The organism is Psychrobacter sp. 2Y5, from assembly GCF_051847375.1.
Taxonomy (GTDB): Bacteria; Pseudomonadota; Gammaproteobacteria; order Pseudomonadales; family Moraxellaceae; genus Psychrobacter.
In genome coordinates this window covers 1-20912 of record NZ_JBPYDA010000011.1, presented here as the reverse complement: position 1 = coordinate 20912, position 20912 = coordinate 1, and the positions used below count along the sequence as shown (strand labels likewise).

General features: G+C 42.4%; 18 protein-coding genes and 1 rRNA gene. 9 read left to right on the top strand and 10 right to left on the bottom strand.

The features are described from left to right. The first annotated feature begins 115 nt into the window (after positions 1-115). The 4 genes from msrA (at position 116) to ACS8E3_RS11130 (ending at position 3943) form a co-directional block, all read left to right on the top strand. Complete coding sequence (gene msrA, locus ACS8E3_RS11145; protein WP_439244202.1) at positions 116-637, top strand: peptide-methionine (S)-S-oxide reductase MsrA; 522 nt, start codon at positions 116-118, stop codon at positions 635-637. 139 nt (positions 638-776) lie between these two features. Continuing rightward, positions 777-1460 (top strand): thiopurine S-methyltransferase, encoded by a 684-nt coding sequence (tmpT, locus tag ACS8E3_RS11140; RefSeq protein WP_439244200.1) that lies wholly within the window; start codon positions 777-779, stop codon positions 1458-1460. A 24-nt stretch (positions 1461-1484) separates the two neighbouring features. Next, positions 1485-2198 (top strand): DUF1499 domain-containing protein, encoded by a 714-nt coding sequence (locus ACS8E3_RS11135; protein ID WP_439244199.1) that lies wholly within the window; start codon positions 1485-1487, stop codon positions 2196-2198. 254 nt (positions 2199-2452) lie between these two features. After that, positions 2453-3943: a lytic murein transglycosylase gene (locus ACS8E3_RS11130; RefSeq protein ID WP_439244197.1), complete on the top strand. Its 1491-nt coding sequence runs from the start codon at positions 2453-2455 to the stop codon at positions 3941-3943. A 104-nt stretch (positions 3944-4047) separates the two neighbouring features. Here the strand turns inward: ACS8E3_RS11130 and ACS8E3_RS11125 are convergent, their stop codons facing one another. From ACS8E3_RS11125 to ACS8E3_RS11110, 4 genes are all read right to left on the bottom strand, one after another. Continuing rightward, entirely contained in the window at positions 4048-4347 is a 300-nt protein-coding gene (locus ACS8E3_RS11125) for a hypothetical protein (RefSeq protein ID WP_439244195.1), read from the bottom strand. A 325-nt stretch (positions 4348-4672) separates the two neighbouring features. Beyond that, complete coding sequence (locus ACS8E3_RS11120) at positions 4673-5698, bottom strand: DUF4062 domain-containing protein (protein WP_439244193.1); 1026 nt, start codon at positions 5696-5698, stop codon at positions 4673-4675. 143 nt (positions 5699-5841) lie between these two features. Further along, positions 5842-6858 (bottom strand): glutamate racemase, encoded by a 1017-nt coding sequence (gene murI / locus ACS8E3_RS11115; protein ID WP_439244191.1) that lies wholly within the window; start codon positions 6856-6858, stop codon positions 5842-5844. 374 nt (positions 6859-7232) lie between these two features. Continuing rightward, positions 7233-7877 carry a DUF1285 domain-containing protein gene (locus ACS8E3_RS11110; protein WP_439244279.1) on the bottom strand — a complete coding sequence of 215 codons (645 nt, stop codon included), beginning with the start codon at positions 7875-7877 and terminating at the stop codon, positions 7233-7235. Between the two features lie 731 nt (positions 7878-8608). Here ACS8E3_RS11110 and ACS8E3_RS11105 point away from each other — a divergent pair. Continuing rightward, positions 8609-10246, top strand: a complete 1638-nt coding sequence (locus ACS8E3_RS11105; RefSeq protein WP_439244277.1) for an electron transfer flavoprotein-ubiquinone oxidoreductase — start codon at positions 8609-8611, stop codon at positions 10244-10246. Between the two features lie 121 nt (positions 10247-10367). On the opposite strand, the gene ACS8E3_RS11100 is transcribed toward ACS8E3_RS11105, so the two are convergent. Beyond that, positions 10368-11864 carry an alanine/glycine:cation symporter family protein gene (locus ACS8E3_RS11100; RefSeq protein WP_439244190.1) on the bottom strand — a complete coding sequence of 499 codons (1497 nt, stop codon included), beginning with the start codon at positions 11862-11864 and terminating at the stop codon, positions 10368-10370. Between the two features lie 720 nt (positions 11865-12584). Here ACS8E3_RS11100 and ACS8E3_RS11095 point away from each other — a divergent pair. The 3 genes from ACS8E3_RS11095 to ACS8E3_RS11085 all read left to right on the top strand — a co-directional run bounded on the left by ACS8E3_RS11095 (position 12585) and on the right by ACS8E3_RS11085 (position 15440). Next, the gene (locus ACS8E3_RS11095; RefSeq protein WP_439244188.1) at positions 12585-12845 is read left to right on the top strand and encodes a DUF4212 domain-containing protein; all 261 of its coding nucleotides are present in this window, start codon (positions 12585-12587) and stop codon (positions 12843-12845) included. Positions 12846-12849: 4 nt separating this feature from the next. Further along, positions 12850-14718, top strand: coding sequence for a sodium:solute symporter family protein (locus tag ACS8E3_RS11090; protein WP_439244186.1), 1869 nt, complete (start codon positions 12850-12852; stop codon positions 14716-14718). A 176-nt stretch (positions 14719-14894) separates the two neighbouring features. Then, the gene (locus ACS8E3_RS11085; protein ID WP_439244184.1) at positions 14895-15440 is read left to right on the top strand and encodes a hypothetical protein; all 546 of its coding nucleotides are present in this window, start codon (positions 14895-14897) and stop codon (positions 15438-15440) included. 50 nt (positions 15441-15490) lie between these two features. Here ACS8E3_RS11085 and ACS8E3_RS11080 read toward each other — a convergent pair whose 3' ends face one another. Further along, the gene (locus ACS8E3_RS11080) at positions 15491-15997 is read right to left on the bottom strand and encodes a rhomboid family intramembrane serine protease (RefSeq protein ID WP_439244182.1); all 507 of its coding nucleotides are present in this window, start codon (positions 15995-15997) and stop codon (positions 15491-15493) included. 179 nt (positions 15998-16176) lie between these two features. After that, positions 16177-17232: a 5'-nucleotidase gene (locus ACS8E3_RS11075; RefSeq protein ID WP_439244275.1), complete on the bottom strand. Its 1056-nt coding sequence runs from the start codon at positions 17230-17232 to the stop codon at positions 16177-16179. A gap of 278 nt (positions 17233-17510) precedes the next feature. On the opposite strand from ACS8E3_RS11075, the gene ACS8E3_RS11070 reads away from it, so the two are divergent. After that, positions 17511-18404, top strand: coding sequence for a pirin family protein (locus ACS8E3_RS11070; protein WP_439244180.1), 894 nt, complete (start codon positions 17511-17513; stop codon positions 18402-18404). A gap of 202 nt (positions 18405-18606) precedes the next feature. Here ACS8E3_RS11070 and ACS8E3_RS11065 read toward each other — a convergent pair whose 3' ends face one another. From ACS8E3_RS11065 to rrf, 3 genes are all read right to left on the bottom strand, one after another. Continuing rightward, positions 18607-19518, bottom strand: a complete 912-nt coding sequence (locus ACS8E3_RS11065; protein ID WP_439244179.1) for a hypothetical protein — start codon at positions 19516-19518, stop codon at positions 18607-18609. Positions 19519-19653: 135 nt separating this feature from the next. Then, a complete protein-coding gene (locus ACS8E3_RS11060) occupies positions 19654-20370 on the bottom strand; it encodes an HNH endonuclease (protein WP_439244178.1) in 717 nt (238 codons plus the stop codon). A 155-nt stretch (positions 20371-20525) separates the two neighbouring features. Further along, a 5S ribosomal RNA gene (rrf, locus tag ACS8E3_RS11055) occupies positions 20526-20640 on the bottom strand. Between the last annotated feature and the right edge of the window lie 272 nt (positions 20641-20912).

The following is a 20912-nucleotide window of genomic DNA, read 5'->3' as shown; positions in this document are numbered from 1 at the left end:
TTACTCATAGCTCAAAGCCTGCTTGTTATCCTAAATAGGTAAAACTAAGCTTTGTAAGTACATAGTGAAAGTCGCAAAATAGGCTTAGTTTAAATCATTAATAATAGGAAATATTATGCAAACAATTATCTTAGGTGGTGGCTGCTTTTGGTGCACCGAATCGGTATTTTTATCCGTAAAAGGCGTCCAGTCTGTGGTTTCAGGCTATATGGGCGGTGAGGCGGCAACTGCCAACTACGGAGCCGTCTGCGGCGGTAATAGTGGTCATGTGGAAGTCATAAAAATAGAGTTTGATGACTCAGTATTGCCGCTAGAAGTGCTGCTCGATGTGTTTTTCGCGACTCACGATCCAACGACTAAAGACCGCCAAGGCAATGATGTCGGTAGCCAGTATCGCAGCATAGTCTACTACACGGATGAAGCACAAAAACCAACCGTTGATCGTACGATTAACAAACTGCGTGATATGGGCGTCAACGTCGTCACCGAAGTACATCCTGCGGTTGAATTCTATCGTGCAGAAGAAGATCATCAAGACTTCTTTAATAGAAACCCTAGTCAAGCTTATTGTAACTTTGCTATCCCTCCAAAGCTTGCTAAGCTACGTCAAGAGTTTAAAGAGTACATGGTCGCTTAGACAGTCGACGTTATTTTTGTAGGTGCTAAAGCCAAGTGTGATTACGCTTGGCTTTTTTGTGCTATTTAGCGTTATCATAATGACAATGATAACGACCTCTAATGCCGTCATATTAGTAAACAGGTTAAGGAAATAGAATATGCAAGCTGATTTTTGGCAATCGCGCTGGATCGAGGGTCGTATTGGCTTTCATAAGTCTGAGGTCAACCCCTTGTTGCTCAAGCACTTTCCGGCTCTAAATCTCGCAAAAGCCAGTCGCGTACTCGTACCGTTAAGTGGTAAATCGATAGACATGGCTTGGCTGGCACAGCAAGGGTATGATGTCATTGGTGTTGAGCTGGTCGAATCTGCAGTAGAAGAGTTTTTCGCTGAGCAAGGTATGACTCCGAAAATTAGTCGGCCTACCGATAATGACACTATTAAATGCTATCAAGGTCAGCTATCAGGGCGGACGATTGAGCTATGGGTAGCAGATATCTTCGCACTAACGGCTGACAACATAGGTCAAGTTGATGCAGTGTATGATAGAGCCGCCCTGATTGCCCTACCGCCAGATATGCGCCCAAAATATAGCGAGCAGATACGTAAACTGAGCGTCAGTGTTGATAATAAAAACGCCCCACAATTACTTATTACGCTTAATTATGATCAAAGTCAAAAGGACGGTCCACCGTTCTCAATTAGCGCTGAGCAATTGCAGCACTACTATAGCGATACTTATCAGCTCACTGAGCTTGAGCATAACCCTTCAACCTTAAATGCTAATGCCGCACTGAGCGTCACTGAGCATGTTTGGTTATTAACGCCTACCGTTAATGGATAATAGGCCTTAAAATAGAGTCGTGATATGAAAATCATCGTGTTACTAATGAGCTTAGCGGCATTTTTACTAGTGACGCTACCTGGCCCCCTTTATAAATCTGGCATTGTTGAGTTGGGGACTGCTTTTGCGGGTTTTAAGTATGCAGTTATCGCTGGTATAGCGGCGTTGGTATTACTTATCATGCAGATGCTATTTAAGCGAAAAACGGTGACTTTTACTAGTGCGGCGGTCGCGATAATCTTCTCTCTAGTCGCTATCATTATGCCTTTGTGGATGATGAGTACGGCCAATAATGTGCCTGCTATCCACGATATTTCAACCGACATAACGACGCCACCTGAGTTTGTAGCGATTGCGCCGCTACGTGCTGATGCTCCTAATCCAGCAGCATATGCGGGTATTGAGACTGCCAAAAAACAACGCGAAGCTTATCCTGAGCTGCAAACTTTGCAGTATTCACAGTCCAAAGCAGAGCTAGTAGCCGCTGTTGAGCAGGCCTCTAATAATCTAGGCTGGAATTTAGTCAATAGTGATGAAAAAGACGGGCTGATTGAAGCGACCGATGCGACATTATGGTTTGGGTTCAAGGATGATATCGTGGTGCGTGTGCAAGATACTGGTGATGAGCGCTTAGTCGATATTCGCAGTAAATCAAGAATGGGCAAAAGTGATTTGGGTAAGAATGCCGAGCGTATTGGCAACTTTATTCAGGAATTGGATATCGTTTTGAGTCAGTAGTAGGTCGGTTAACTTTAGTCATAGCGAATATAGGCTTATGATGGTCTCTAATAAAGCGATTATGCTAGTCATTAGCGTCATACGAATGACCATTATTCTTAGCCGACTTCAATGCCAACCTCTCCTGCATCCTCACCCTCCTGTCAGCTTATCGTAACCAGGCCATGCTAGTGCTTTTCTTTATTATCGATATTAGTTACTCTAACTAAATCTTTGATTTTATGCTCTGCTTTTCACCTTTACAGGATATCTCCATGCGTTTGAATAAGCTCTCTACCCTCTCCCTGTTGACCGCTGCTATCAGCCTCAGTCTTGCCAGCACCGCGCAAGCCGCTAAGCCACCGGCTCCCGACCTATCTAATAGCGAATTTCAGCAGTGCCTAGATGGTCTCAAAAACTCTAGTAAATTTCGCAGTGTAGACAGCTTCACCTTTAATAACTATCGTCCGACTCAGCCTGATCCGAGTGTGATTCAATCGCTGAACTATCAGCCTGAATTTCAAAAAGACGTTTGGGATTATTTATCCGCGCTAGTGGATCGTGAGCGGGTCGAGGACGGTATTCGCGCCAAGCGCCAATGGGGCGACACCTTGCGCCAAATCGAGTCGCGTTATGGCGTCAAGCCTGAGCATGTATTGGGGGTATGGGGTGTTGAGTCCAACTTTGGCCAGACTTTAGGCAAAAAGCCTTTGTTTGAGTCTTTAGCGACGCTATCCTGTTTTGATCGTCGCCAAAGCTACTTCCAAGGTGAGTTTGCCAATGCGCTCAAAATCGTCCAACGCGGTGATATCGCACCAAGTGATATGACGGGCTCATGGGCGGGGGCGTTTGGGCAGACGCAGTTTATGCCGAGCACCTTTTTAGAATTGGCGGTCGATTTTGACGGTGATGGTCGTCGCGACCTCGTCAATAGTGTCCCCGATGCGCTAGCTTCAACAGCTAACTTTTTAGACAACCGTGGTTATCGCACAGGCGAGCCTTGGGGTTATGAAGTCAAACTTCCTGATGGTTACTGGGCAGCATCAGACCGTAAAAATAAAAAATCGATAAGCCATTGGCGTAATCAAGGGCTGACGCTCGCAAACGGCAGCCCGCTACCTTATGATTTAGATAGCGCCGGCTTATTATTACCCGCAGGCATCGACGGTCCTGCTTTTTTAGTCGGTAAAAATTTCGATACTTTCTACTCGTACAATGCTTCAGAAAACTATGCCTTAGCAATTGCGCATTTATCTGATTTGATTACCCGTGAGGACAGTAACAAAACTGACTTTATCACCGCTTGGCCGACCGATGATCCGGGTATCAGCCGTCAGCAAGCAAAAGATATTCAGCAAGCCTTATTAGACGCAGGCTTTGATATTGGCGGAGTTGACGGCATTATCGGCGACAATACCCGCACCGCCATTCAGCAGTATCAAACCAGCCACGGTGTCTTTCCTGCCGATGGCCGGGCCGGCCAGAAGTTTTATCGTACCATTATTGGTAATGCTGCCCCTAACCAAAATCAGTATAGCAACCAATACAGCCAGCCAGTAAATAATCAGTCAAACAATAGCCAGCCTCTAAATCCGGCAGCTGCCGATCGTATGGGGCAACTGATTCAACAGCAAACGGCCACGCCTAATGTTTATTCTTCGCAGCCCTCTGTGCAGCGCTCTATTCAACCGGCCGATTCTGGAAATATCCGCTATCGCCGAGTGACCAATAGCGATGGTAGCGTACGCCTTGAGCGCATCAACTAAGTCATACTAGACTTTAGAAATTACATCAAAAAACCACATCAAGTTGATGTGGTTTTTGTTTTAGCTATTAGTTATTAGTTATTTTGCTTTATACATATTTTGGTTTATACAATAGGCGGTGGATTAGGTTCACCATTATCACCATTCCAGTTTTCGCGGGCTTTGTCATCGAGATCAGCGGGCGTTTTTGGCTCCCACTTGCCGTTTTCTTTCCAGGTGTCATCGCCCCAATCCTCGTCTTCTTCTTTTCTATCTAGATCTTTATAGGCTTGGCTTGGATCGATACCGCGGCGCTTCATATCAGCCACTTGCTCTTCTAGGGTGCGAAACTGATCGGCATCATACATGGCTTTTTCTAACCCATCAATTTCATGTTTTAGTTCATCATTTTTAGAGTTACTCATTACGCTCTCCTTAATCGAGTGAATAATTTACAAAATATGCTCTATAAGACTAAGTTCCATTAAACAGCAATCAGACCTAATTTTATTTTTCTTATTCATTCATGGTAGTCATGTATTAACAGTCATTGGTTAATAGTAGTTATTTCGTCTGCTAGTACTTTCTATTATTATGAATATAAGCAAGTTTAACAAGCGTTGACACGTATGCTTTGTATTACGAAACGTAGTCCTGCTCGACTCCTTAAAAGCTAAAGGGTTTTTTTATAGGGATAGAGATTTTTAATAGAAAGTAGGGTTTTAAGCTTACGCCTATAAACTGCGTGTACTAATCTTGAGCAGAGGATTGCTGTCCATTGTTGTTGCTAGTTTTATTTTCTACTAGTAATTTTTTGGCATAAAAAGTCAAACTCCAAAGCTCTTTGGTAGAGCGTATCTCAGAACCAGAGCTCTTTATCTGAATCCAGTTGGCGGCTATCAGTAGTCTTTGTAGCTTATCTAAATCACTTTTTATAATTTGACAGCGAGCAACAGCATGAACTTTAGGCATGAGCTGTTTGATATCACCCTCAGCCTTAGGCGCAATCAACCGGTTGAATTGACTTTGCAGACCATAACTTGAAAAAAAATCTGGCATCCCTCCTAAAGCAAATAAAACGTTTTGCCAAGTGATTGACATAGTCATTATCACATCCGTTAAGTTACCATCCTCGTAGGCCTGAGCACTGTACTCGATATCAAGAGACTCGTTTAGATCAATCGTTGTAGTGACACTATCGCTAGCTTCATAACTGTTATTAGTCTGATGGCGAGCATTTGCTAGACGACTCGCTTGAGGATTTAAATTTCCGTGGGTGTTCACCGCCGTTTTGCTGACAAGGTCTCTAGCATTTATCCACTCTGCCGCTAAATTCGACTTTTCTATCATATTGGCGTGCATGCTGCTTAATAGCTGCTTAATATCAGTATTATCATCATAATAGTGCACTTCATTCTTTTTTTGTTCTACTATACGAATAAAGGCTTTGAGCGACTCACTGAGCTCGTCAGGATCGTAATGTCTTTTTATGAGCGTCATCATAGGCTTGACTCGAGCCTTAGCATTGAAATAACTCAGATGCATTTGACTAAACCCCGTATTCTGCACTGCTCCGTAACTATCGCCAATCACCATCAGCACATAATCACAAGCATCAACGCATTGTCGACCGTATAAAGCCGATTGTGATAAATGGGTTGAGAGATCGTAAGTCAAAAACGCGCGCGATTGAAAAAATACCGCCAAACTGTCCAAAATCAGTGGCTGACTATGGGCAACGCAGATAACATGAATGTGATATCGACGGTTTGGCAAAGTGACCTCTACAGTATCTGGCTATGCTCATGCTCGTATTTTGTCTAAAACATGGCTTTGTTATTATTATTGATTTATCCTAACACAATACTGTTAAGCGTTTTTAAAATACTGAAGCGGGTTTGCAGATAATGGCTCTAGCGTTAAGCGACGTATTGAATATTGACCTGCTTACCCAGCAGCCGCTCAATAACCTGACCCAAATTATCGTCATATTTACTAGTATAAAGCCGCAATGGATTATCCATCCCTGTCTTGTCTGATGCCGCCAGCATGCGCTTTTCTATTAATAAAGAGCGCACTCGAGCAGCGATTGCTTGCCCCGAGTCTACAACCGTTATTGGCAGCTTTTGCTCACGAATCTCTTGCAACAAAAATTCCTTAAAAAAAGGATAATGCGTACAGCCCAGTACTAAATAGTCGATATCGTCATCGGCCAACTGCTGGAGCTTTTGCCGCAAGCGAATAGCCGTTGGCGAGATAATTGGCATCCCTGCCTCTACCCATGGTACTAATTCTGGATTGAAATATTTACTCACTGCTATATGGTTAGGCTCGGCTATCTCAGCGATGACTTGATTGAGTAAAGTGCCCTCAAGGGTCGCTTTGGTTGCCATAACAGCGACTCGGCCGCTACGACTGCCTAATACCGCAGGCTTGAGCGCTGGTACTAACCCTACGATAGGTATCTGCGGATAGCATTCGCGGGCTATCGTTAGCGCGTGCGCAGAAGCGCTGTTGCAAGCGATGACGATAAGTTTGCAGCCTTGCTCATATAGCCACTGCACTGCCGTTAGCGTCAAATCTTTGATATCTTGGCTGTCGCGATTGCCGTACGGGACGTGCTTGGTATCTGCATAATACAAATAACGCTCGGCAGGTAGCTGCTGAGCTAAGTGTAGATACACTGACAAGCCACCTATGCCTGAATCAAAGACGCCTATTGGTGCTTCACTTAGATCATGACTTAAGGTGCGATCTGGCGCGTGATTTAAGGTCGCGTTTGGCGCATTGTCTATAGTGCAAACATCGCTCTGCTCGCTATCAACTACTGATTGGTGGTTATTTTTGGACATATCATTTTTATAAATAGTATCATTGATAATGAGCTTTAGACCGATAGCTATAGCATCGTCATTTATAGGCTCAAGTTGACTCATAGCTTAACTGCCATCGCTTATCTGTATCTTATAGCTGATTCACTTCCAAACCTATACAGTGCTACTGCAATGGATTTTGCGCAGCATCGAACAGTGCGAAGCGCACAACAAGCAAGGAAAATTTGTACCAGTAGCACGACAATAGTAGCGTATCGATTTTCTTTCGAATTGACTATAACGCATGAATACACTGATAAGTTTATGAGTATATACTAGATGCCAATACTTTATGTTCAATCTCGACAAAATATAGCTAATAGAGGATGAAATGATTTTTAGGTCTGGCAAATATCACTAAAAAACTTTGAAAGCTGGAAATGAACTAAAATTAGCCGCTATAGTTTAGGGGCTATATACAGAAGCTATCTACTTAACTATTCATTATCAGGCATGGAGAGCTGATACTCTTGGCCTCCACTTTGTAATGTCAAAATAGTCATTCCTGCTTGCTCGCTCAGCGTACCAATTTCGGTTAAATGATAAAAAGCATTGCGACCGATAAGCGCCTCTAAACCATTACGGACCATCATATAAGGCCGAACTTGTCCATCGGCATTATTATGGGTGTGAGAGTTGTCTTTGCTATCAGCGTGAAAAGCCCGGAGCGCTATAGGATGCTGCGAATCTAGTCGAACGATATCACCGGTTGAGGTACTAAATTCAAGCCAGCTCACCCCTTCCTCGTTGACGATACCGACATCGTTGATGAGCAGCGGCGCATCTTCGACTGCAATACGCAATTTCTGTACTGGTGTTTTTAAAAAATACTCCGTCTTGCCGTCTTGGTCTTCTTTCCATAAAATGGTTGCGAATAGACTGACTAATGACTCACGCGTCATATGTGTCCCCTCGTGCCACCATTCACCATTAGCTTTTATGACAAGATCCATATCCATGACTTGTTCAGGATGCCATTTTTCTAACGGCGGTATACTACGACCTTGACGTGTTCCTGCTGATGACTTTAAATAGTGGCTAAGCGCCTCCATATTACTTAAGTCTGATGGCATATCCTGCATAGCCTTAGCGGTATCGATAGCATTTTTTTCATCGGATTTATGACGACTATCCATAAGGCAGTTTCCTTGTTAGCGATATATTATTAGTTAAAGTTTGCTGTGTATAATTGAGTGATTCATTTTAGTTTTAGGTCAAGCAACTTAACGTCTTTATATTCATGATAGGGTTTAAGCCTCACCTTAACATTGATGTCCATAAATGCGTATCGTGTTTGTGGTGTTTTTCTTTTATAATGAGTAACGATTTTTTTGAACCGGTTGTGTGAGCGTCCATTCAATTACGATCACAAAGACAGCTTTATCGAGTAGCCCAATATCTTAGGCAGTGAATAGAGCAAGCCTTATTAAGTGACGATGCGAATACTGTCCTGAGATAAGCCACTAAGAATTTAGGAGTAGGTATGCAAGAGCAAGACAAGCAAGCGCCAGTTTTAGATGCAGAATCTGATATCACTAATGAGGTGGTAACGACAGAAGCTACTGAAGTAGAAGCGAATTCGGTGGATAAAGCAGAAGTAGTGGAAGAGCCAGTCACCGAAGAAGCGGTTGTAGAAGAGCCCATTGCTGAAGAGCCAGTCACCGAAGAAGCGGTTGTAGAAGAGCCCATTGCTGAAGAGCCAGTTGTCGAAGAAGAACCCGTTGCTGAAGAACCAGTGGTCGAAGAAGAGCCAGTTATCGAAGAAGCGGTTATAGAGGCGCCTGAACCAGAACCAGAGGTTGAACGCGAATCGATGGAGTTTGACGTTATTGTCGTCGGTGGTGGACCTGCTGGTCTATCTGCTGCTATCCGTCTGCGTCAACAGGCTATCGCCGCAGGTAACGATGAGTTTATGGTTTGTGTGGTCGAAAAAGGTTCTGAGTTTGGCGCTCATATCTTATCAGGCGCGGTTATCGAGCCGCGCGCCCTAGATGAGCTGATTCCAGATTGGAAAGAGAAAGGCGCACCGCTAAATGTACCGGCGATTGAAGATCGCGTCTATATGCTTGGTTCTGCGACCAAATCCACGAAGCTTATGGATTCAGTAGTTCCGGCCCTCATGCATAACGATGGGAATTATATCGTCTCGTTGGCTAACGTGGTACGTTGGCTCGCTGAGCAAGCTGAAGAGCTGGAAGTGATGATGTTCCCAGGCTTCCCTGCCGCTGATATTCTCTATAATGATGATGGTTCGGTTAAGGGTATCTTGACTGGAGATATGGGGGTTGCGGCAACCGGTGAGGAAAAACCAAGCTTTGAACCTGGCTATGAGCTCCTCGCTAAGTACACTATCTTTGCAGAGGGCAGCCGTGGCCATCTTGGCAAACGCTTGATTAGCCGTTTTGGTCTCGATAACGACTCTGACCCACAACATTATGGTATAGGCCTAAAAGAGCTTTGGGATATCGATCCTGCTAAGCATGAAGAAGGCGTAGTACTGCATGGCTCTGGTTGGCCGTTGAGTGATACCGGATCTTCTGGTGGTTGGTGGTTGTATCATGCTGAAAACAATCAAGTCAGCTTCGGTATGGTCATCGACTTATCTTATTCCAACCCTTATATGTCACCGTTCGATGAGATGCAGCGCTTAAAGCTGCATCCACTTATTCGCAATATCTTAGAAGGCGGCGAGCGTATCTCGTATGGAGCACGAGCACTGACCAAAGGTGGCCTCAACTCTTTACCTAAATTCACCTTCCCAGGTGGCGTGCTAGCAGGTGATGACGCTGGTTTCTTAAACCCAGCCAAAATCAAAGGGACGCATACTTCTATGAAGTCCGGTATGCTTGCCGCAGAAGCTATCTTTGAGGCGCTACAAGCCGGGCGTCAGCACGATGAAGTAGTCGCTTATAGTACTATGTATAAAGAATCTTGGTTATATCAAGATAACTATGAAGCTCGTAACTTTTCGCCGGCTATGCACCGCATGGGCCAATGGATGGGCGGCGCGTTCAACTTCATCGAGCAAAACTTGCTTGGCGGTAAGATGCCTTTGACTATTCATGATAACTCGCATGACTATCACCACTTAGAGCGTGCGGCTCATGCTTATCAGCCTACTTATCCTAAGCCTGATGGCAAGCTTATTTTTGATAAACTCTCTTCAGTGTTTATCTCAAATACTAACCATGCAGAAGATCAACCGGTACACTTAAAGCTAACCGATCCAACGGTACCTATCGCTATTAACTTACCCTTATATGCCGAGCCTGCACGTTTATACTGCCCAGCCGGTGTTTATGAAGTAGTTAAAGATGCAGAAGGGGCTAAGTTCGTTATCAATGCGCAAAACTGTGTCCATTGCAAAACTTGCGATATCAAAGATCCTTCGCAAAACATCACTTGGGTGACGCCAGAGGGCGGCGGTGGTCCTAACTATCCAAACATGTAAGCGCTAGCTAAACCTGTAAGCAGTAGCTTTAAGCTAAACGATACTAAAAAACCGCTCTAAGATAAGGGCGGTTTTTTTATACTTTATGAGCTTTTAGCTCATCAGCTTAGTTTGATCAGGTTTAATCAATCCAAGCATCACGATTGGCCTCGTCTCTTAATTTAACAAAATCATCCGGATTAAATTTGATTTGATCCCCGGTCTTACCCGCTTTTATCTGACGCTCATAGTCACGAAGTATTCTGAGTGCCACTGGCGATAACAACATAATAGCGATTAAGTTGGTCAATGCCATGAGTCCCATTGATAGATCAGCAAAGTTCCATATCGCCGGCAAGCTGGCAATGGCACCGACAAACACCATCGCTAATACCATAAAGCGAAAGATCATAATCATCACTTTGGCATTCTTACTACCAGAGATAAACTCAAGGTTAGACTCACCATAGCTATAATTGGCGATGATAGAAGTAAAGGAGAAGAAGAAAATCGCAATGGCAACGAAGATAACGCCCCAATCGCCGACATATTGGGATAAAGCCAACTGCGTGAGCTGAATACCCTCTTGCTCAACATTCGGGTCAACCACACCTGATAAGATAATAATCGAAGCAGTTGCCGTACAGATGACTAGCGTATCCATAAATACCCCAAGCATCTGCATAAATCCTTGCACCGCTGGATGATTAGGATTGGTTTTGGCGGTAGCAGCCGCATTTGGTGCTGACCCCATACCGGCTTCGTTAGAGAAGAGACCGCGCTTAACCCCATTAATGATAGCTTGTGCGATACCGTAACCTAGTACCCCGCCCGCGGCTTGCTCAAAACCAAAAGCTGATTTGACAATTAAGGCAATGGCGGCTGGAAATTGGCTAAAGTTGGTTATGATAATAAACAATGCTAATAAGATATATAAAATCGCCATTATCGGTACGATTTTACCCGCTATACGCGCCACTGAGCGCAGACCTCCAAATACCACTGGTGCGACTAACACTACCAAAATCAAGCCAGTCATCCAGGTAGGAATTCCAAAGGCTTCATTCGTCGCTTGCGCGATAGTATTAGACTGTACGCCATTGAATGCCAAGCCAAAAGCGACTAGCAGACAAACGGAGAAAAACACCGCCATCCAGCGCTTGCCTAGACCTTTTTCGATGTAATAAGCAGGACCGCCACGATAGACATTATCAGTGTGTGGCACTTTGTAAGCCTGCGCCAAAGTCGATTCGATAAAGCTAGTCGACATGCCGACTATTGCAGTCATCCACATCCAGAATATAGCACCAGGACCGCCCAAATAGATAGCAATCGCCACCCCTGCCAAGTTACCTGTGCCGACGCGCGCGGCCAAAGAGGTCATCAAGGCTTCAAAAGAGCTGATACCACCATCTTTGCGCCCTTGGTTAGACACCCATAACAGTTTCCACATATGCCCAAAGTGCCGAAACTGCATAAAGCGCGTCACGACCGTAAAATAGAGACCCGCTCCAATCAGTACAAACATCAACAAGCCATACCATGGATTGCTAGCGATTAACCAATCATTATTACCCCAAATAATACTCACACCGTAGTTCACGATACTGTTGAACCACTCTGCAATATTCTCACCCATGGTGTTACCTCTTCTCTTTATTATCGATACTACTACTTATTCATAAAACTACTATGTATCAAATTTTCTTTACCATAAAAATCATTTAATGTCTAGACACCTGGAAGAGCTTTAGTGAATAAAAGTTGGCTATAATAATCACGCCAGAAGATAGCTTTTATATAAGTATTCACTAAATAAATGATTTCTGATTACTTTGATTTTTATTGCCTTTTTTGAGTTATCGTTCAAACCCGTCTTGTCAATGGTACAGTATACCTGTCTTTGCGCCTTTAACTCAGCTCATAAAATGTATTTATTTACAGTTTAGACGCTCCGTTACCACAAAGTAATTTTAAATTACTTATTGTTAATTGACTCAATTTTGTATATATTCCTAATAAGTTTATGACTGTGCAGTATAGTCATCGACAGGCAAGACAATAACGAATACTTAAATTTGCAGATTTTATTTCAATTTGACGTTAGTTATATATGATGACACTGTCACATATCAATTAATGTTTGATAAAACTGGTTAAGTAAGCAATTAGCCGTTATGCTTGAACCATCTATATAAGTCTTTAGAGCCGATATGATTGCAGCTATATATAGATAGCACTGAGTTATGGTGCGATAGACGTTAAGCCACGATTGTTAACTCTTAATCGTTAAGTAAATATGACTCATTAGCAACGGCTCAACCATCTTGTTTTATTGTTAGGCAAAAGGAGTTGTCCTATGGAGAACCACAACGATCCATCCGGCTATTGGCGCGCCAATATTCGTCTTATTATAGGTAGCCTTATCATTTGGGCATTATGCTCATATGGGTTTGCAATTCTATTACGTCCATTATTAGCAGGTATCAAAATTGGTGGTACCGATTTAGGCTTTTGGTTCGCTCAGCAAGGGTCCATTGGCGTATTTATCATCTTAATTTTTTTCTACGCTTGGCGTATGAATAAGTTAGATAAACAATATGGCGTAGACGAGGAATAGACCTATGAGTCAATTTATAATTAATATTATTTTTGTAGGGGCCTCCTTTGCGCTCTATTTCGGCATTGCCATTTGGGCTCGTGCTGGTTCTACTAGTGAATTTTATGTCGCAGGTGGTGGTGTCCATCCCGTAGTCAACGGTATGGCAACTGCAGCTGACTGGATGAGTGCGGCGTCCTTTATCTCTATGGCAGGCTTGATTGCAGCTAGTGGTTATGGCGCCTCTACTTATCTAATGGGTTGGACGGGTGGTTACGTCCTACTAGCGATGCTACTAGCCCCATACTTACGCAAGTTCGGTAAATTCACGGTCCCTGATTTCATCGGTGACCGTTTTTACTCTAAGACTGCTGCTATGATTGCGGTGGTGTGTTTGATTGTCGCCTCTACCACTTATGTTATCGGTCAGATGACAGGTGCTGGTGTTGCTTTCTCACGCTTTTTAGAGGTTGAAAATACTACAGGTCTTATCATTGCTGCTATTGTCGTCTTCTTCTACGCCGTGCTAGGTGGTATGAAAGGGATTACCTACACCCAGGTTGCACAGTATGTGGTACTAATGATTGCTTATACTATCCCAGCAGTCTTTATCTCACTTGAGCTAACAGGTAACCCAATTCCAGGTTTAGGCTTGTTCTCGAACCACGTTGAATCAGGTGTACCTATTTTGACTAAGCTTAACCAAGTCGTTACTGATCTTGGCTTTGCCTCTTATACCGCTGATGTTCCTAATAAGCTCAATATGGTACTGTTTACTTTATCTCTAATGATAGGTACAGCAGGCTTACCACACGTTATTATTCGCTTCTTCACCGTACCTAAAGTGGCTGATGCACGTTGGACAGCGGGTTGGACACTAGTGTTTATCTCACTATTGTACTTTACGGCTCCTGCAGTCGGCGCTATGGCACGTTTAAACTTAATTGATACTGTCTATCCACAAGGTGTTGAGGCTGAGCCGATCAACTACGATCAGCGTCCAGACTGGATGAGAACATGGGAAGATACAGGTCTTATTAAGTACAACGATTTAAATAACGATGGTCGTATTCAGTTCTATAACGACGGTGGTCTTGGTGCCGCTGAAGCCGCTCTAGCTACTGCTACCGCTGATGGCGGCGATGTCGCAGCAGCAACTGCAGCTGTCGATGAAGCCCGTGTCAAAAACAGTGAAGTATTAGATGGCGAACTTGCTGCTCGTGGTTGGGCTGGTAATGAGTTAGATGTTAACGCTGATATCATGGTACTAGCAAACCCAGAGATTGCCCAGCTTCCACCTTGGGTTATCGGTCTTATCGCTGCAGGTGGTTTAGCTGCTGCTCTATCTACAGCAGCCGGTCTACTACTGGCTATCTCATCAGCGATCAGCCATGACTTGATCAAACGTAATCTGAATCCAAATATTACTGATAAGCAAGAGTTGAAATATGCTCGTATCACTATGGGTATCGCTATCGTCATCGCTACATACTTAGGTATTAATCCACCAGGGTTTGCCGCACAGGTAGTAGCATTAGCCTTTGGTATTGCGGGAGCTTCGCTATTCCCAGTACTAATGATGGGTATCTTCTCTAAGCGTATTAACAACTTAGGCGCTATCTGCGGTATGCTCTCAGGCTTGATCGTTATCTTGGTATACATCTTTGTGTTCAAAGGTTGGTTCTTTATCAGTGGTACGGCGAACTTCCCTGATACTGAAGAGTACTGGTTATTCGGCATCTCACCATTGTCATTTGGTGCCGTTGGTGCTTTAATCAACTTTGTTGTAGCGTTTGTGGTTTCTTATGCTACTGCACCACCACCACCACATATCCAAGAGTTAGTTGAAAGCGTACGCTCTCCACGTGGAGCTGGCGGTGCTATCGATCACTAAGCTATAGATTAATAGGTTTACGTGTATTGTTCTGTTCATTCCATTTATCACTCACAGGCAAAAACTGCTTGTGAGTGATTTTTTATTCGCTCATAACTATACTAGCACTGACATAATCTTCAATTGTATAAGTTGGTTCTGTCAGAATCGGTGCTGATCGCATTAAGGAAAGTTTTATGCTTTTTGAGTTTATTGCTACCATAGCCGCGGCTTTTGGCATGGCAGGTTTAGCCCTTGTTATAACTCACCTCACTAAACTGGCAGGTAAGCGCGCCCCAAGATGGCTTATTCCCTTGTTTGCTGCTATTGGTATTTTTGGCTTCCAAATTCATCAAGAGTACAACTGGTACCCTCAACAAGTCGCTGAACTACCAGAGGGAGTGAACGTTGTTAAGACGGCTCAGAGTAGCACTTGGTTTCGTCCGTGGTCTTATGTTAAGCCACAGACTTTTCGTTTTATAGCAGTAGATAGTGTTGGTGCTCGTACACAAATAGACAATCCGAATATTCATTTGGTTAATTTATATCTATTTGAGAGACGTTTGAGTGTTCAGCAGATACCACAAGTCATTGATTGTGCAGCACCTGCACGTGCAGATTATGTCTTACAAGACAAAGGAAGTGAGCTGAATATAGAGGAACATGTCAAGCAGACGACTAAGTGGCGCGAGTTAGAAAAAGAGGACCCGTTATATATAAATGTCTGCACAGATCAGAGATAAGGCTAATCAGTAAAAGCAGAATTAGCTGTTTCAAACCAGTTCGCTTAGGGCTACTTAGCTATTTTATAAGCGTGCTTTGAATTTGCCCCTATCAACAATCCGGCGCATAGACCACCAAAATGCGCTGCAAAAGAAACGCCTGGCTGTGGCATTAGACCTTGTTTAATGGTCAGCCAATACCCTGCTCCCATAATAATACAAGCAAGCAAATAGCCCCAGCGCCTTCCAAATACAGCCCCGCCTATCATAAATCCGAGCATAGCAAAACAAAGTCCTGAAGCGCCAATGTGGATAGAGAGTGGTGAGCCTATCAGCCAAGTCATTATCCCAGAGGCAATAATAAGCTGCAAAGTCGTGCGATAAGCATTATTTTCAAATAAGCCAAATAAGAACAGTATCTGCAATAATACTAACGTATTACCTATAATGTGCGAGAGATTGCCGTGCATCGTCCATGACGCAAAGACGCCAATCAGACTGCGTAAGTCAAGCGTACGCGGAGCAATACCAAAGATATTCCACAAGCCAAACATAACGGTATTATTAATAATAAACATACCCCACATAGGTATTAATACGAATGCGTATAAGCCTATGACTTGCTTTAAGCGCCTCATAGTCAAGGATAGTATGGCTTGTCCATTCATCGATTGCCTCTTATTATTTGACTCATAACCCCTCAAAACAGTGCTAACGTCAGTAAGAATACCTTATACCTTATTCATCTGAAATCAACTCAAACCTTAGGCGCAAAAACTGGCTGCACGGTCGGCTCAAAGGTCAAAGATGAATCGAGGAGCTCATTGCTGTTCAGATAACTATTATCATATAGCAGCGATGTAGAATGATAAGGGACTAAAGCGGTCGGCATAAAGCGACGCGCGGCATCTATGTGCTTGATAGAATCGTCAAAGAAGATATGCGGGGCAAAAGTTTTGAGCACCGATGTTTTTTCAAGCCCTCCCAAAAAGAAAGCCATATCAACATCTACGCCCCAAGCTCGCAAGGTTTTTATCGCTCGTAGGTCTGCAGGAGCATTGCGGGCAGTCACTAAAGCAATCTTTATCGGACAATGATGCACCTTGGCAGGTAAGCGCTGCTGCAATTTCGATAGCTTAATTAATAACTCCGCATAAGGGCCCTTTTCGATCGGTAAATCGATCATCTCAGCCTCTCTATCATGAAAAGCTTGTAGGCCCTTTTGTTTATATAGCAGCTCTCCTGAATCATCGAACAATACCGCATCCCCGTCGAAGGCAATACGTAACTGATCGGTATCAAGCTCATAAGTGTTGACGGGAGTAGCGTCCAATATCGCACAAGCGCAACTATTAGCATCGGCTACTTGTTGTGCATCCTCTCGATTGGTCGTCAAAAACAGATCTACGTTAAAGTCTTCGATATATGGAGCGACCGGGCTTCCAGATACGAATGCGGAGCGTGAAATATTCAATCCATTCTCACGAATAGCGTTAAGCACTTGAATACCCGTATCAGGACTGCTCTTTGAGACAATGACCACTTCAACGAGTGGTGACTCAGTCGTTGAATCCGCTGATAAGCAGTCGTTACAGTAATTATTAAGATTTAGCAGCGCTTTAATTAACGGATACCCTGCACCACTATCGAGTGGCTGATCTTCACGCTTCGCCATATAATCGCGAAACTCCTTTACCGCTTGATCAGGGCGCTGCTGTAGCAGCTGCAAAAGATGGTTCTCAGACTCTGTTAAATCAAATAATGCGGTTGCTGATATAGCCACTATTAAAGTATTCGTTAAATCGACTGCCATTTTACTCATTCTCTATCATAGGTATGGTGATTTATAATTGGCATTTAGTTTAGCAATTAAACCTCAATAGGTACGTAAGATTTTTATTATTGACTCTCATCTAGGAGTAATCACTTTCTATATCGACATTTAGTTAATTAATACTTAACTATTAGTAGTATAAATTAATATCAACTACATAATACTATTGAAATTTCTCCCTCCGACCTCAAATATATACCTATAGATTGGTAAATCTTAATGATTATCAACAGTTATTAAAAAATCAGGAGAGAATAATGAGTAATATTATAGTGAATAATGTAAAAGATACCGTCACCCAATCTCGCCAAATCGAACAGCTTTTTGCTGGGGTAGATACCCAAGATGGTGCTGGGGTCAAACTCACTCGCGTGCTCACGCAGCAGCTGCAACAGCGCCTCGACCCTTATCTGATGCTAGATAACTTTAAAAGCGACAATCCAGATGATTATGTCGCTGGGTTCCCCAACCACCCACATCGCGGTTTTGAAACCATCACTTATATGATTACTGGCCGTATGCGCCATCGTGACAGCGCGGGTAACGAGGGGTTATTACAAAACGGCGGCGTACAGTGGATGACGGCAGCGAGTGGTGTGATCCATTCAGAGCTACCGGAACAAGAAGACGGCGCGATGGAAGGCTTCCAGCTTTGGCTCAATCTACCTGCCAAAGACAAAATGAATGATCCTTGGTACAAAGACTTCCAAAGTGATGATCTACCTAAATATACCACTGAAGATGGCGTGGACGTTACGGTAATCGCAGGTACATCGCACGGTGTTGAAGGTGCAGTCACCCGCGATATCACTGAGCCGACTTATTTGGATATCCATCTACCAGCAGGCACTAGCTTTAGCCAAGCCATTCCAGCCGATCACAATGCGTTTGCCTTTGTGTATCGTGGTACGGTAGATATCGAAGGGGATACTGTACCGACTAAGACTATGGCTATCCTGAAAAACGACACTGATACTGATGGCGTTACTATCACAGCCGATAGTAGTGAGGATACCAAAGTGATCTTAATCACTGGTCGCCCACTACGCGAGCCGATTGTGCAATACGGTCCCTTTGTGATGAACAGTCAGCAAGAAATCATGCAAGCGGTCACTGATTTCCAAAGTGGTAAGTTTGGTGAAGGGGCTTAGTAGTTAGCCTAGTTTGTTAAATACTATATTGCATGTTAAAGCTCGTATTAGTTCGCTAATATGGGCTTTTTGTGGGGAGGTTTTTTGATTTGACTGTTTGCGAAGTCGTTCTGAGCGTCAGCTAGGTTTTGAATTTAAAGACATGGTTGAGCTTGAGGAGTTGCTAGAAAAATAAAAATTATTAAGTTGTAATCACATTCTATCACGGATTTATATTCCACCTACTTGGTAGTCTATTGTTTGGCTCTGCTTTTAGATATGGAGTATTTATACCTAAAACAGCTGCAATGAGTTTTGTGTTAAAAGATTTAAACTGAAGATTATAGTTCTCTTCTGGATAAGAATATCCAATTGGATTTCCACCATACTTTGCTTCATGAACTAGTTCATTGCGTTGTTTACTAAGTCGGCTTTTTCCATCTGAATTTAATTTTGACCATATAGGTAATTTTAAACCGTACTTTTCCGTAAGCTTTACTGGTCGCTGTGGATGTGGATGTGGAATATAGTTACCTTTTTTACGTTTATTATCCTCCGCTATTCCTGAAAGATTCCATATACCGTCCATTACTTTATATTGAGCATCAAATTTATCCCATGCAAACTCATAGCTTTGGGATATCAAATACCAATGGATACAAGCGAACATTTGATTACGTTTTTCTTCATCTGAATCAATATAAAATTGATTTATACTCTCCATACCATTAATATAGTCATCGCCTTTTAACAGTAATCCATTTAACTTATTGGGCTCATAAGCTGTACGTCCAAGATATGAGTAACCTTCTGGAGTAAGATATAGTCCCTGCAAAAATCCGTATCCTAAAATAAGAAACCTTAAATGGTCATCAGAGTAATCTTCAGTTGATGTTATTTCGTGCGTAGAATTCATTTGGAAGAATGATTTACGAACTATAGGAGCATTAGCCTCAAAGTTCTTTTTTTCAGCAGATGATTTGCTAAGTTCTATTTTTGGACCATAAAGCCATCCTTTACTAATACAGGCTGACTTATGAAAATCTTTTAAGATTGAATCAAACTCAAAAACAGGAGATATTTTAAATCCATTACATACAAACGTTTTAGAGTCAATAAGAAAGCCAAACTTCATAGTATTTTTAATCCTTATATATTATTCTCTATACAGCACAAATTTGGGCAAATTTCTAAAGACATTAAGTTCTAACTGTTCAATATAAGACAATTTTTATTCTATTAGCAATCAAGTGTTGAGTTAAATAAATTATCATATCCTAGTTTCTACATAATTCCATAACTCATTCAGCAAGGCTTGAACCTCTAAAAGAATATCATTCACTAACTTGATTTGATTATTAATTTCATCATTATATTCTCTACTAGTAGGGTGTGATACAGGTATAAACTTTGCGCAATAACTACCATTATATGAATAGTTTCCATTTTCTCTAATATTAAAAAGTTGAGATAGCAAACTGACTATTTGATCTTGCGTATCTCTTATATTCGAATCGTAAGATCTGAGTTCTATATTATAAATGTGAACATTCTGAAAAAAATTTTGAAGTTTCACATACACTTCTTGTTCGAAATAATATCCAGTTTCTGTACCTACAAACATTAATCCATGGCAATCATCTGTATATGAGAGAATATCTATTACAGTCTTCCAAAAACAATAGACTCTATCACCTTCTTGCGCCCTATTAAAAATATTGTTATTTGATGAAATCCTTAATATTTCTTTGTAAGAATATAAAGATTTTCTATCAATAATATTATTATGAGCCATTTTATGGTGCTTATCGCATAACAGTATAAGGTTTTCTTTTCGATTATCTGCTCTATTAACATTTATGTGATGAATCTCGAGATAAGTATGCTCTGTACATTCTTTTACTGAACATTTATGTCCTGCTTCAACCTCTACTTCACGCCTAGTATAAGCTGGTATGCTAGGTCGACCTACGTTGTATATACTCATAATTAATAAACCTAACTTTAAATAAAAACTTAGAAGTATATCGCTAGTATAGATAAATTAATTGAAACTGTTTAATACATTTTCGTTAAAACGAACCTCAAACCTCAAAAAAAAGCCCCCTAACAGTTAAGTTAGGGGGCTTTTTAGGAATAGAGAGCTGACGATGACCTACTCTCACATGGCCGGAGCCACACTACCATCGGCGCTACGATGTTTCACTTCTGAGTTCGGGAAGGGATCAGGTGGTGCCATCGTGCTATTGTCGTCAGCAAAGGGGGTTAGATATGAGTCTGTTGTTTTACTTAATGACTTAAGTATCACTTATCCTAACTGAACCAAGGATAAAGGTGATATCGATATAATGCTTACCATTCTATAAATAACCATTGCGCGTTTTGTCTGTCAAGGGACCTTCAAGTAATTGAAGGTGCGTGACAGACGCATAATCGTCACTCTATAGATAATTACAAACCACTTGGGTGTTGTATGGTCAAGCCAAACGAGCAATTAGTACAGGTTAGCTACACGCATCGCTGCGCTTC

Coding starts and splice junctions, on each gene's coding strand:
- ACS8E3_RS11095 (WP_439244188.1), top strand. CDS start 12,585: ATGGAGAACCACAACGATCCATCCGGCTATTGGCGCGCCAATATTCGT.
- ACS8E3_RS11065 (WP_439244179.1), bottom strand. CDS start 19,518: ATGAAGTTTGGCTTTCTTATTGACTCTAAAACGTTTGTATGTAATGGA.
- ACS8E3_RS11070 (WP_439244180.1), top strand. CDS start 17,511: ATGAGTAATATTATAGTGAATAATGTAAAAGATACCGTCACCCAATCT.
- ACS8E3_RS11110 (WP_439244279.1), bottom strand. CDS start 7,877: ATGCAGGATATGCCATCAGACTTAAGTAATATGGAGGCGCTTAGCCAC.
- ACS8E3_RS11090 (WP_439244186.1), top strand. CDS start 12,850: ATGAGTCAATTTATAATTAATATTATTTTTGTAGGGGCCTCCTTTGCG.
- ACS8E3_RS11085 (WP_439244184.1), top strand. CDS start 14,895: ATGCTTTTTGAGTTTATTGCTACCATAGCCGCGGCTTTTGGCATGGCA.
- ACS8E3_RS11100 (WP_439244190.1), bottom strand. CDS start 11,864: ATGGGTGAGAATATTGCAGAGTGGTTCAACAGTATCGTGAACTACGGT.
- msrA (WP_439244202.1), top strand. CDS start 116: ATGCAAACAATTATCTTAGGTGGTGGCTGCTTTTGGTGCACCGAATCG.
- murI (WP_439244191.1), bottom strand. CDS start 6,858: ATGAGTCAACTTGAGCCTATAAATGACGATGCTATAGCTATCGGTCTA.
- ACS8E3_RS11135 (WP_439244199.1), top strand. CDS start 1,485: ATGAAAATCATCGTGTTACTAATGAGCTTAGCGGCATTTTTACTAGTG.
- ACS8E3_RS11075 (WP_439244275.1), bottom strand. CDS start 17,232: ATGGCAGTCGATTTAACGAATACTTTAATAGTGGCTATATCAGCAACC.
- ACS8E3_RS11060 (WP_439244178.1), bottom strand. CDS start 20,370: ATGAGTATATACAACGTAGGTCGACCTAGCATACCAGCTTATACTAGG.
- ACS8E3_RS11105 (WP_439244277.1), top strand. CDS start 8,609: ATGGAGTTTGACGTTATTGTCGTCGGTGGTGGACCTGCTGGTCTATCT.
- ACS8E3_RS11080 (WP_439244182.1), bottom strand. CDS start 15,997: ATGTTTATTATTAATAATACCGTTATGTTTGGCTTGTGGAATATCTTT.
- ACS8E3_RS11125 (WP_439244195.1), bottom strand. CDS start 4,347: ATGAGTAACTCTAAAAATGATGAACTAAAACATGAAATTGATGGGTTA.
- ACS8E3_RS11130 (WP_439244197.1), top strand. CDS start 2,453: ATGCGTTTGAATAAGCTCTCTACCCTCTCCCTGTTGACCGCTGCTATC.
- tmpT (WP_439244200.1), top strand. CDS start 777: ATGCAAGCTGATTTTTGGCAATCGCGCTGGATCGAGGGTCGTATTGGC.